11 protein-coding genes are annotated in these 12,268 nt (G+C 67.1%); 8 read left to right on the top strand and 3 right to left on the bottom strand.

The window, feature by feature from the left end:
- Positions 1-40 precede the first annotated feature (40 nt).
- The 4 genes from H5393_RS05360 (at position 41) to H5393_RS05345 (ending at position 3,116) form a co-directional block, all read left to right on the top strand.
- Positions 41-1,267 (top strand): sensor histidine kinase, encoded by a 1,227-nt coding sequence (locus H5393_RS05360; RefSeq protein ID WP_182764382.1) that lies wholly within the window; start codon positions 41-43, stop codon positions 1,265-1,267.
- Positions 1,264-1,884, top strand: a complete 621-nt coding sequence (locus tag H5393_RS05355; protein WP_182765818.1) for a response regulator transcription factor — start codon at positions 1,264-1,266, stop codon at positions 1,882-1,884. The genes H5393_RS05360 and H5393_RS05355 overlap by 4 nt, the downstream gene beginning before the upstream one ends.
- Before the next feature lie 140 nt (positions 1,885-2,024).
- Complete coding sequence (locus tag H5393_RS05350; RefSeq protein ID WP_182764380.1) at positions 2,025-2,768, top strand: SDR family oxidoreductase; 744 nt, start codon at positions 2,025-2,027, stop codon at positions 2,766-2,768.
- Positions 2,769-2,903: 135 nt separating this feature from the next.
- Positions 2,904-3,116 carry a hypothetical protein gene (locus H5393_RS05345; RefSeq protein ID WP_182764379.1) on the top strand — a complete coding sequence of 71 codons (213 nt, stop codon included), beginning with the start codon at positions 2,904-2,906 and terminating at the stop codon, positions 3,114-3,116.
- Positions 3,117-3,309: 193 nt separating this feature from the next.
- Here the strand turns inward: H5393_RS05345 and H5393_RS05340 are convergent, their stop codons facing one another.
- Positions 3,310-3,534, bottom strand: coding sequence for a hypothetical protein (locus tag H5393_RS05340; RefSeq protein WP_182764378.1), 225 nt, complete (start codon positions 3,532-3,534; stop codon positions 3,310-3,312).
- 244 nt (positions 3,535-3,778) lie between these two features.
- Here H5393_RS05340 and H5393_RS05335 point away from each other — a divergent pair, with 244 nt between their 5' ends.
- Complete coding sequence (locus H5393_RS05335; protein WP_182764377.1) at positions 3,779-4,876, top strand: YihY/virulence factor BrkB family protein; 1,098 nt, start codon at positions 3,779-3,781, stop codon at positions 4,874-4,876.
- A 5-nt stretch (positions 4,877-4,881) separates the two neighbouring features.
- On the opposite strand, the gene H5393_RS05330 is transcribed toward H5393_RS05335, so the two are convergent.
- Complete coding sequence (locus tag H5393_RS05330; RefSeq protein ID WP_182764376.1) at positions 4,882-5,367, bottom strand: VOC family protein; 486 nt, start codon at positions 5,365-5,367, stop codon at positions 4,882-4,884.
- A gap of 288 nt (positions 5,368-5,655) precedes the next feature.
- Here H5393_RS05330 and H5393_RS05325 point away from each other — a divergent pair, with 288 nt between their 5' ends.
- The 3 genes from H5393_RS05325 (at position 5,656) to H5393_RS05315 (ending at position 11,457) form a co-directional block, all read left to right on the top strand.
- Positions 5,656-7,956 (top strand): HYR domain-containing protein, encoded by a 2,301-nt coding sequence (locus H5393_RS05325; RefSeq protein ID WP_182765817.1) that lies wholly within the window; start codon positions 5,656-5,658, stop codon positions 7,954-7,956.
- A gap of 769 nt (positions 7,957-8,725) precedes the next feature.
- Positions 8,726-9,196, top strand: coding sequence for a MarR family winged helix-turn-helix transcriptional regulator (locus tag H5393_RS05320; RefSeq protein WP_182764373.1), 471 nt, complete (start codon positions 8,726-8,728; stop codon positions 9,194-9,196).
- 50 nt (positions 9,197-9,246) lie between these two features.
- Positions 9,247-11,457, top strand: a complete 2,211-nt coding sequence (locus tag H5393_RS05315) for an MMPL family transporter (RefSeq protein ID WP_182765816.1) — start codon at positions 9,247-9,249, stop codon at positions 11,455-11,457.
- A 1-nt stretch (position 11,458) separates the two neighbouring features.
- On the opposite strand, the gene H5393_RS05310 is transcribed toward H5393_RS05315, so the two are convergent.
- Positions 11,459-11,950 carry a TspO/MBR family protein gene (locus tag H5393_RS05310; RefSeq protein WP_076060591.1) on the bottom strand — a complete coding sequence of 164 codons (492 nt, stop codon included), beginning with the start codon at positions 11,948-11,950 and terminating at the stop codon, positions 11,459-11,461.
- Positions 11,951-12,268 lie beyond the last annotated feature (318 nt).

The following is a 12,268-nucleotide window of genomic DNA, read 5'->3' as shown; positions in this document are numbered from 1 at the left end:
TGCTGTGCGCAGGTCGCGCCCTGACCCCTGAAGGTTGTAGATGGATAGCGTTCTCGACGAAAGCCGGGCCCCGGCCCACCAGCCGGCGGCAGACGGTTTGCCGTGGTACCGGCGCATGGTGATGCAGGGCGGCCTGTACATCGCGCCCGGTGCCGCCTTCGTCCTCATCCCCATCGTGTTCGCCTCCGGGGCGCCGCTGCACATCTGGCTGTTCGTGGTGGCGACTTCCCTGCTGCTCGGGTTCCTCGTGGTGGGTTCCACCGCCATTGCCCACTGGAATGCACGCGGCCGATGGCTCTGGATGGCGGCCGTCCTCGGCACCGTCGGGCTGATGGCGCTGTCGCCAGGGCACACGATGCCCATCTACCAGGTGCCCTACATCACCACCACGGCCGCCGTGCTCCTCCCATTCCGGCATTCGCGTGTCGTGATCCTCGTGACCACAGCGGTCGCCATCCTGACGGCACTGGTCGAGCGGAACCTGCAGATCGTGGTGATGGGTGCCCTGGGGCTGGCTATGGGCCTGGTGATCGCGCTGGCGCTGGAGACGAGCCGCACCCGCGACAGGCTGCGGCTGTCGGAGCAGCGCACCGCGGTGCTGGCGGTCGCGGCGGAGCGGGAGCGGATCGGACGTGATCTCCACGACATCCTCGGGCACTCGCTGACTGCGGTGGCGGTCAAAGCGGACCTGGCAGAACGCCTGATCGACCGCGACGCCACTGCCGCCCGCGCGGAGGTGGCCGAGTTGGCCCAGATCGCCCGACAGGCCCTCGCCGACGTCCGGGCGACTGCCTCCGGGATGCGCAAGGTGCGCCTCGCGAGCGAGATCGCCTCGGCACGCTCGGTGCTGACCGCAGCCGGCATCGAGGCGGTCATCCCGACGGCCCTGCCTGCCCTGGACGACCGGACGTCGGAACTGCTCGGCTACGTGGTACGGGAGAGCGTGACCAACGTCGTGCGGCACGCCGAAGCGTCCACCTGCACCATTTGTTACAGCGACGGGGTGCTGACCGTCTCTGACGACGGCCGTGGGATCGGGGACCGGGAGCGGAACGGCACCGGCCTGAGCGGCCTGCGCGCCCGCGTGGCGGAAGCCGGAGGGCGGCTCGAGGTGGTGGCCGACGGAGTGGGCACCACCGTGGTGGCCTCCACCGGGGTGTCCTCCACCGGGTCCGGCGCGTCGCTGCGATCGTCCTGCCTGTCGAAGATCGAGTCCTATTCGCAGTCCCGCAGCGGGGCGCCGGCCGTGCCGGAGGGCGCCGCATGACCACGTTGCTGATCGCGGATGACCAGACGCTGATCCGGACGGCGCTGGCCACCATGCTCGCGCTGGAGGAGGACCTGCAGGTGGTGGGTCAGGCCAGCACGTGCGCAGAGGTGGTGCAGCGGGCGTTGGAGACCCAGCCCGGGGTCATCCTCCTCGATGTGCAGATGCCCGACGGCGGGTTGGGTGTCGACGACGGCATCGAAGCCATCCCGCACGTGCTCGACGTCGCCCCCAAGAGCAGGATCATCGTGGTGACCACCTTCGGCCGTCCGGGCTACCTCCGCCGGGCGCTGGAACGGGGAGCGGTGGGATTCTTGGTGAAGGACACCCCCGTCGACAGGCTCGTGGAGTCCATCCGGCGGGTGTCCGAGGGGCTCCGCACCGTGGACCCGGAGTTGGCGGCCGCCTCGCTGAGCATCGGCCGCTCGCCGCTGACGGAGAAGGAGGCCCTGGTCCTGGCCGCCTCGGCCGGCGGCGCGAGCACGGCCCAGATAGCGCAGAGCGTCTACCTGTCCGAGGGGACGGTGCGCAACTACCTCAGCTCCACCATCGGCAAACTCGGCGCCCGCAACCGCGCTGAGGCGCTCCGCACCGCCACCGACAACGGCTGGCTCTGACCGCGAGCAATTCGATGGGGTCACGGCACCTGTAACGCTGTTCGTCGGCGTGTCGCCACCGTGACCCCATCCAATTGCTCACGGTAAACGCCCCGTCGGGGTCCTTCCGGACGTCGCCGAACCCACGTAGGGTCGGTGGCATGAAGATCTGCATCATCGGTGGACACGGAAAGATCGCTCTGCTCCTGCACCCCCTCCTGGTGCAGGGCGGCCACGAGGTCGCGGCGTTGATCCGCAACCCGGCCCAGGTGAGCGACGTGGAGGAGACGGGGGCCCGCGCTGTGGTGGCCGACGTGGAGAACCTCGACACCGACGGCCTGGCAGCCCAGTTCGACGGCTTGGACGCCGTCATCTGGTCGGCCGGCGCCGGCGGCGGCAATCCCGAGCGTACCTACGCCGTCGACAGGGACGCGGCCATGCGCGCGGTCGACGCCGCCCTGCAGGCGGGAGTCTGGCGGTTCGTGATGGTCTCCTATGTGGGCTCCGGCGTCGACGACGTCCCCGAGGACAACCCCTTCCACCACTACGCGGTGGCGAAGGCCGACGCCGACCAGCACCTGAGGGCGTCGTCGCTGAACTGGACGATTGTCGCGCCCGGCCAACTCACGGAGGAACCGGCCACGGGGAAGATCGAGTACGGCGACCACGTGCTCTCGGGCGAGACCTCCCGCGGCAATGTCGCCCAGCTGGTCGCTGCCGTCGTCGGCCGGGCGGATCTACCCGGCATCACCATCAGGTTCCGCGACGGCGTGCATCCAGTCGGGCTGGCGCTGGACTCGCTGGTGCGCCGGAACAGCGGCCAGACGGTGAACGCGCTCACGGAGGGGGTGGGCCCGCAGGGTCCGTTCCTGCAGGGGGTCGACGAGGACGTGCCGCATGACTGATGGGCTCCAGGCATGGGGCGCGGAGACCGGTTAGGGCATCTGCCCGATGCGACGGGGTGTCCCTCCGGCGGACAGTTAGACCTGTCAGCAATAGCGCGGATCCGGAGCAGGGTCCGCGAGACCGGGGGGACCACAATGTACGACTACCACGTTCCATACGCGATCCACCAGGAACGCGCAGCGGAGCTCGAGCGGGAGGCCACCCTCCGACGCCTTGAGCTTGAGCGACCACAATCGCCGACCGAGCCGAAGCGCTCCTTCGCTTCACTGATCACCTACTTCATCCGACGCGTCCACAGCGGCGCCCTGCCGCCCGTCGCGCCCCGCCCCTCGGGTGGGTATGCGTAGTCGTTGGCCGGCACAGAACCGATGGACCCCGAAGCGGAGAACGCTTCGGGGTCCATCGTCGTGTGGGTGGGTTACGGGACGACGACCGTGGCGGTGTTCGACCACGGCGACTGGATCGTGTTGGTGAACACGGCACAGAACCGATGGACCCCGAAGCGGAGAACGCTTCGGGGTCCATCGTCGTGTGGGTGGGTTACGGGACGACGACCGTGGCGGTGTTCGACCACGGCGACTGGATCGTGTTGGTGAACGCGAGGACCCGGTAGTAGTAGGTCTTCGCGGCGGTGCCGGCTGGCTGAACGACGTGATGTTGGGCCCCACCGTCGCGTTGACCACGCCTCGTGAAGGTGACGTTGTCAGCCCTCTGGATCAGGAAGCCGACCTCCGGTTCCCACCGTCGCCGGGGGGCCGTTGGCATAGTTGGGATGGCCGAATAGTTGGCTGCGAGCTTCGCCGGTGCCGCCCGTGCCGCCGGAGGAGGATCCGGCGCAGGGTAGGCGGGGGACAGGGAAAGGTCCGGTCGGGACGCTTACTGTCAGCCATTCCATAGTCAAGGGTTGGCCGTTACGATGTGAGACCTGGCCACGAGTTCCCACCTTCCCGGTGGAATCGGGGCATAGCACCCGACTCCTCGCGACTGGCCCGGCGGAAGGAGCAGCACGATGCCCAACCACGCAGCCGAACATGCCTCACAACCAGAGTCAGTGGAGCAGACCCGGGACAAGGCGGCCAGCGCCCCCGGGCCCAACGACGGGCGTAAGCCGGACTCTCCCCCGGACCTGCACAAGCCATCCTGGAAGTACGCCTTCACGAGGGCACTGTCCGAGTTCTCGAAAGACCACGTGACGGACCTGGCGGCGAGCCTCACCTACTTCGCCGTCCTGTCGATGTTCCCCATGCTTCTGGCGCTGGTGTCCCTGCTGGGCGTCTTCGGACAGGGGGAGCAGTCGGCGCAGGGCATCCGGACCCTCATCGAGCAGTACGCCCCCGAGGAACTCGCCGGGCTGTTGGGAGACACCGTCAGCGGGTTGGCGGAGCAGACGGGCGCCGGCTTTGCGCTGGTGACCGGCCTTGTCCTGGCGTTGTGGGCGGCTTCTGGGTACGTGGGGGCGTTCTCGCGGGCGATGAACCGGATCTATGAGGTTGAGGAGGGCCGCCCCTTCTGGAAGCACAAGCCACAGATGCTGCTGCTGACCCTCGTCCTGGTGATCATCCTGGCCGTCATGGTCTTCGCCATGGTCCTGTCCGGGGACCTGGCGCAGTCGGTGGGGGACCTGATCGGCCTCGGAAGCACCGCGGTGCTGGTGTGGAACATTGCGAAGTGGCCGGTGATCGTGGCCTTGGCGGTGCTGGTCATCGCGATGCTGTACTACTACACCCCCAACGTGAAGCAGCCCAGGTTGCGCTGGATCAGCGTCGGCGCCGTGCTGGCCCTCGTGGTGGCCGCCGTGGCGGTGGCAGCCTTCTCGATCTACGTCTCCAACTTCGCGTCCTACAACGCCACCTACGGCATCATCGGCTCGTTCATCGTCCTGCTGCTGGGCCTGTGGATCGTCAACAATGTGCTGTTGTTCGGCGCTGAGGTCGACGCGGAGATCGAGCGTGGGCGGCAACTCCAGGGTGGAATCGAGGCGGAGGAGACGATCAAGCTGCCCCCGCGCGACACCCGTGCGTCCGAGAAGCTTGCCGACAGGCACAGCAGACTCGTCACGCGGGGCAGGGAGTTGCGACTCGAGAACGACCGCTCCACGGATCGCTGAGGGCTTCAGGCCCGCGCGGCGGCCCGCTCGATCTCCGCGACGTCGATCCTCTGCATGGTGAGCATCGCGGCGAACGCGCGTTCCCGCACGCCTGCATTCTCGGATTCCAGGGCGTCGGTCAGGGCTCGGGGCGTGATCTGCCATGACACTCCCCAGCGGTCCTTGCACCAGCCGCAGGCGCTCTCCTGGCCGCCGTTGCCGACGATGGCGTTCCAGTAGCGGTCGGTCTCCGCTTGGTCGTCCGTGGCGATCTGGAAGGAGAAGGCTTCACTCTGGGTGAACTCAGGCCCGCCATTGAGTCCCATGCAGGGGATGCCGCAGACGGTGAAATCCACAGTGAGGACGTCCCCTTCTTTGCCGCTGGGGTAGTCGCCCGGGGCCCGGTACACAGCCCGCACCTCGCTGTCTGGGAAGACAGAGGCATAGAACTCTGCTGCGGCCTGTGCGTCCTGGACGAACCACAAGCAGATCTTGTTTTTGGGGGTTGCCATCATCGGCTCCTTCGATGTCGACTGAACGTCACGTTAACCCTGCTCTCCATCCGCGGCAATAGCTGACCAAAGTGGCTGCACTGGGGGCGAGACCGCGCTCCGTGAATCAGATTCCACCATCCCCTGTGACGTGATAGTTGCCGATCATGGGCTCCAGGTAGCCGCCTGTTGTCAGGATTTCGTGCGGGAAAAGTGCTGGTCAGGCACAATGTGGCCAAAGCGCTGCCAGGGGGGAGCGCTGTCCTACCTGGGGGAATCGTGAAAGATACTTGTTTACAGCGCTCTGCCGTGGCGTTCGCCACGGCGCTCCTCATGCTGGCGGCTCCATTGGCGGGCCACGCCGACAACACGGTCGTCGCAGCCGGAGACTCCACCACCGTCATCTCGGGCTCCACGATCGATTTCGGGACGGTCTGCCTGGGCTCAGCTGCCCAGCGCACAGTCAATGTGGCGATCAAGCGGAACGGCAATTACGACAACTCGAACGTCTTCAAGAACGAAACGACAGCGGTGGTCACCGCGGATGTCTCCGGTGCCGGCTACACCTCGTCCTTCGACGTCGGCAACGAGATTGCTATCCCTGACGACTGGCGGAACGTCGACAACAACGTCCTGACAGCCGCCGTGACCTCGCTCATCACTCTCGATGCCTCCGTTGTCGGGCCCAGTACCGGTTCCGTCACTTTCACATCCACGGGAACGAAAGCCAACGGCTCGGGGCTTACCGTGAAGAGCGATCCGATTGCACTGACCGCAAGCGTCATCTCCTGCGACGAGGGGCCCAGCATCACGGTGGACGACGTGACGCTGGAGGGCAACACCCTGGGGGGTCGCACGCTCGAGTTCGGGGACGTGGGCGTGGCCAGCGACGCGGAGAGCACTCCGGCGGTGACCTGCGCCCCAGCCATCGGATCTCTCCTTTCCCTCGGCACGACAGATGTGACGTGCACCGCCACGGATTCCGCAGGCCAGACGACGGATGACTCGGGCAGCGTCACGATCGTCGACACGACTCCACCGGTGATCACCGGGACGCCCGACAGCGCAACGGTGGAGGCCACCTCAGGGGCGGGTGCGTCGTATAGCTGGACTAGCCCCGCAGCTTCTGACGTCGTTTGGGGGAGCCTTTCAGTGGATTGCTCACCTGCCTCCGGCAGCACCTTCGCGCTAGGCGCAACGTCGGTCATCTGTACTGCGACGGACGGCTCGAACAACAGCCAGACAACCCAATTCCAGATCAACGTGGCGGACACCACAGCTCCGGAGCTCACCGTGCCGGGCAGCATCACGGCAGAGGCCACCTCGCCGTCGGGTGCGGTCGTCTCCTTCACGGCCACCGCGACTGACGCGGTGTCCGTCCCGGTCGTCACGTGCAGCCCGGAGTCGGGCGACATCTTCCCGCTGGACACCACGACGGTGAGCTGCACGGCCATCGATGATGCGGGTAACGCCTCCGCTGCCCAGACGTTCACCGTCACAGTGGAGGACACCACACCTCCGACGCTGGAGAGCGTGCCGGAGAGCTTCACCGTCGAGGGCAACACACTGGGGGGCGCACTCACCTCGTTCACCATGCCCACGGCGACTGACACGGTGGACGCGGAACCGCTGGTCACCTGCGACAACCCCAGCCTCTATCCGCTGGGGGAAACCGTCGTGACCTGCACCGCCAAGGACGCTCGGGGCAACCGGTCGACGGCCAGCTTCAGCATCACCGTGGTGGACACCACGGCACCTTCGATCTCCTGGCGGAGCACCGCACCCGTACCCAATGCGCACGGGTGGCACAACGATGACGTCACTGTGGTGTGGGAGTGTCTCGACATCGTCCACGGCGAATGGACCGTCGCGGAGACGGTGACGGGGGAGGGCAGTTCGCTGACCGCCACCGGAACCTGCGCGGACGGGTCGCTCAACGCGACCTCCGACACGAAGTCCGGGATCATGATCGACCGAACGGCGCCGCTGCTCGACGTCAGCGGCCCGGCTGACGGTGCCACGGTCGACCTCTGCACCGCAGGCTCGACGACGAAGCCGACCTTCGCTCCCAGCGACGTCCTTTCCGGGGTGGATCCGGCCACCATGAGCGAGGCGTGGGCCGAGCCGTCAGCGGCCTCCGGGGTGGGTACCTATAGCTACACCGCCTCGGCGAGCGACAAGGCCGACAACACGGCATCTGAGACCCGCACCTACGACGTGGTGTACGGCTCCGGCGCGTGGGGCGGCTTCCGACAGCCCATCAACATGGATGGACTCAGCAGGTTCAAGCTGGGCAGCACCGTCCCGGTGAAGTTCCGGTTGGACTGCGACGGCACGCCGATCTCGACGGCGGTTGCGAAGCTCTACGTGAAGAGGGCGGATGGCGTCCCGAACGCCGGGGTGGATGAGGCTGTTTCGACTGCGGCTTCCACCACGGGCAATCTCTTCCGGTACAGCGACGGGCAGTACATCTTCAACCTCAGCACCAAGGCGGGCTACACCAACCCGGGCTCCAGCACGGTGACGGCATTCACGGCTGGTACGTGGACGCTGACGGCCGTCCTCGACGACGGGTCCAAGCACTCCGTCACCGTCCAGTTGGCCAAATAGATCGGCCCTGAATAGCACATCAGCAGTGCCCGGCCCCTGCATGTGGCCGGGCACTGCTCGTGTGCGTCAGAGGCTCCAGGGCGGTCCATGGGCGGCCTGTCAATGCTGGTCGTGACCGGCGCCTTCACCGCTGGGGTACTCCGGCACGTTGATCTCAACCGTGGCCGGGCGGGCCGCAGCACATCCACGGCCACACCTGGGGGCTCCCAGGGAGCGGAGTTACGCAAAGACACGGTGTTGCTGACTCCGATGCAGACCCTCGAACTGGACCTGCTCACGGATCACCCCGGCGACTGGATACTGCCAGTTCGCGAGAGGGCCACTCGGCGCGCGATGCCTTGATCCTCACCGCCACGATGGCGTCCGATTTCGCTGCGTGTATCAATAGTCTCGTAGAAGACCCGTCCACCTGTATGGCCACCGTGGCAGGGGGGAGCGTCGGGCCCCGGGGGAGGGGGGAGACGCCGAAGGCGAAGTCGCCGCGCAGCCGGTCAGGATCAGCGCGAACTTGAGAACAAGCCTCTTCATGGGACACGCCCCTTCGTAGCGATTTGAGACGTCGAGTCTGTCGAATAGTGCGGGCACCAAGTCATGGCGTAGTCCTTGCACGCCATATCAGAAGGTCGCAGATGGGCGGCGGCAACGATCGCCAGCTGGGCGGAGGCGGTGTCCGGTGCTGCGAAGAGGCCCAACCCGTGCAGGTAATTAGTCAATCACAATTGACATTTCAGCCCGTTGAAGTAATATTCATACCGACGAAAGGAAACCCATGGCGCAGGCCTACCATCCCGATGCGTATGCGATGCAGGCGATCATCGCCCTGTCGAACGGCCTTGAGCGGGAACTGGCGCGGCTGCTCGGATTGAACGCAACCGATTACCGGGCGCTCTCCACCCTCCAGCAGCTCCCTCGCGACAAGGCCGTCACCCTGGGCGACCTTGGGGGAGCCCTCGGCACTTCCGCCGCCACGACCTCGGCTCTGGTGGACAGGCTCGAGCGCGCGGGCTACGTAGTGCGACGTCGAGGCGAGGTCGACCGTCGTCAGGTGACCCTCGAAACCACCCCTCTCGGCTGGACCAGGATCATGGCGTTGATGCGGCCGCTCATGGACGCCACCGACGACCACCTGAAGGCGCTCAACGCCGATGAAGTGCGAGCCGTGAGCGCGTTCCTCCGCTTCATGAACACCTGCCTGGCTGAGCGGCTCGAATCGCTCGCCACCCTCGAATCCGCCCAGTGACCCCCACGTCATATCGGCCACTCAGCCGCCAACCAGCTCAGGAGACCACCATGTCCATCCCCTCCCTGTACATCGGAAGAAGACGCTCGTGGATCGTGGCGATCTTCTTCGTCCTCCTCGCAGGCCTTGTCGTCGGCCTCGTCCCAGAGGCTGAACGAGACGCCTCACCGACCGACTCCCTGGCCCAGGGATTCGACAGCACCCGCGTGGTGGAGTTGTCGGAGCAGTTCCCGCAGGAGGGGGACGCCACAGCCCTGATCCTGTGGACGTCCACGGATGGGGGGAAGCTGACCGAACAGCAGATCGCCTCCGCCCGCGAGTCTCTCCTCAGCCGCCTGTCCGGGGACGCGGGTTCCGCAGAGCCGCAGCCCGGCGAGGGCGCTCCGGACGGCGCCGGGCCGCCTCCCGGTGTCACCGGCTCTGACGCCGGCGCTGCTGGGGGCCCACCTTCGGGGCCTCCGCCCCTGCCCCTCGTGAGTGAGGACGGCACAGCCGCCTTCGGGACGATCAGCGTCGAGGCGGACTCCTCCACCGAAAATCGCGACGATGTCGAGTTGTTGCGCGCGGAACTCCGCGACGAGGCCGCGGAGGGCGTCGACGTGCAGGTGACGGGGCCAGCGGGCATCCGCGCGGACCTGGGAGCCGTCTTCAGCGGGGCGAACTTCCGCTTGCTCGCCGCTACCGCCGCGGTGGTCGCCATCCTCCTGCTGCTGACCTACCGCAGCCCGGTGCTGTGGATCATCCCGTTGGTCGTCGTGGGCCTGGCTGACAGGCTTGCCGCCATCCTGGCCACGCACACCCTGCGCCTGACCGGCGTCCCGTGGGACGAATCCACCATCGGCGTGTTGTCCGTATTGGTGTTCGGCGCGGGCACCAATTACGCCCTCTTGTTGATCTCGCGCTACCGCGACGAACTCCGGAGCAGTGAGGACCGCTTCCAGGCCATGCGTACGTCACTGCGACACTCCGGCGAGGCCGTACTCACGAGCGCGTCCACGGTCGTGCTGGGCGTGCTGACGCTGCTCTTGTCGGTCTTCCCGGCAACCCGGGGCCTTGGTCTCGCCAGCGCGGTCGGCATCGTCATCGCGGCCGGTTATGCACTCGTCGTGCTGCCATCGGTGCTCGTCCTGTTCGGCCGCTGGGTCTTCTGGCCACTCGTTCCCCGTGTGGGGCAACCGGCCCTGGTCGACAGCGGCCGCTCCGTCTGGGCGCGGGTCGGGGCCCAGGTGGCCCGCCGCCCCACTGTTTTCGTGCTGGCCAGCGTCGCGCTGCTCGCTGTACTCGGTGCCGGGCTGTTCCGGATCGAGACCGGCCTCGGCCCGTCGGACCAGTTCCTCCGCAAGCCGGAGGCGATCGTGGCGCTGGAGCGCCTCGGCGAGTCGTTCCCGGCGGGCCAGTCCGACCCCGCGATCGTCATCACAGAAGAGGACGCCACGCGCGTGGCAGAAGTTGCTGAGGGCGTCCCCGGGGTGGTGTCTGCCACTCCTGCAGGGACCGCAGAGAACCTCGCGCAGCTGCGCGTGGTGCTCGAACCCGAGCCTGGAAGCGACGAAGCGCGTCAGGTCGTTCGCGACCTGAGGGTGGCTTTCGAGGGCCTCGCGCCGACCTTCGTCGGCGGAACGGAGGCCCAGTCCGTCGACAGTCTGGATGGGGCCGCCGAGGACCAACGCACGATCATCCCGCTCATCCTCGCGCTGGTGCTGGGCATCCTCTTCGTCCTTCTCAGGTCCGTGGTCGCACCACTCGTGCTCGTGGCGACCGTCGTCGGCACGTACGTCGCGGCGCTCGGTGCCTCATGGGTGCTCTTCGTGGAGGTGCTGGGCTTCGAACGACTGGACTCCAGCGTGCCGCTGCTGACCTTCCTCTTCCTGGTGGCGCTCGGCATCGACTACAACATCTTCCTGGTCACGAGGGCCAGGGAAGAAGGCAGGCACCACGGCAGCAGGCGCGGAATGCTGAGGGCTCTGACGGCCACCGGTGGCGTCATCACCAGCGCAGGGATCCTGCTCGCCGCAGTCTTCGCGGTGCTGGGCGTTCTCCCGCTGGTGGTGCTGGCCCAGATCGGTGTCGTCATCGGGGTCGGCGTCCTGCTGGACACGTTGCTCGTGCGCACTGTCCTGGTCCCCGCGATTGCGGTCCTCCTCGGTGACGCATTCTGGTGGCCGCGGCGGACGCGATCACCTCACCCGGCGACCGCCCCGGCGGACGTCAGTGGCCAGGTCGACTCCATGAAGCCGAGGGAACCGGAAATGGTGGGCTGACCTAGGAGTTGCGGCGGCGGATCTCCGCGGTGAGGAATGTCGCGAAGCTGCACCACGCCGCGTAGGGCGCCAGCGCGGCCATCCGGCTGCTGCCGGATGGCCCTGCTCGGCGGGCCAGGTCCCACGAACTGGCAGCCAGGAGCCCGGCCAGAACGGTCGCGGAGCCCAACCTGTGGGCCCGGAAGAACGCCCAGCTCCACCCCTGGTTGAGGGCGAGGTTGAGCACCAGGGCGTTTCGGTATCGATCCGCGGACGCAGGGTCGCCCTGGGCCTCAAGGTCTTCGATGACCTTTGCGCTGGTCAGCGCGATGTCGGTGTAGAGGGCGGTCCAGACGATGGGGAACACCCAGCTCGGGGGTTTCCACCCGGGCTTGTCCAAGGCTCGATACCAGGCCGAGCCGGGGTCGGTCGCGAGCGACCCGGAGAGGGCGGTGACGGCCGTCAGTGCGCTGGTCAATGCCAGGGGTCGTTCGAACCATTTCCTCGTCGCCATGAATGTCCTTCCGGAGGGGCCCGGCATGCCTCAGTGGAGCACCGTGGCTGGCCGTGGCCGCTGACTCCACCCTACCGTCGGGTCGCTCTGCCACCGTGCGGAGGCAGACCAACGAGCTTGCGCTCGCGTCGAGGGAGGGGGTCGTCGATGTCCTGAGACATCACATGGTCGGGGCGACAGTGTGTGATCTTAGGACATCGGAATAGGGTGTCTCGGGTCATCGGAATACCCCTGTCTCAGGTCATCGGAATGGCTCTGCGAGTCTGCGTGGATGGCAGCAGCGAAGCGCAGATTGGTGATTGAGGCGGTCTTGGCGGG

The sequence above is a fragment of the Tessaracoccus sp. MC1756 genome (assembly GCF_014164735.1).
Classification (GTDB): domain Bacteria; phylum Actinomycetota; class Actinomycetes; order Propionibacteriales; family Propionibacteriaceae; genus Arachnia.
The sequence above is the reverse complement of the archived record's forward strand: the minus strand, read 5'-3'. Positions and strand labels throughout refer to the sequence as shown.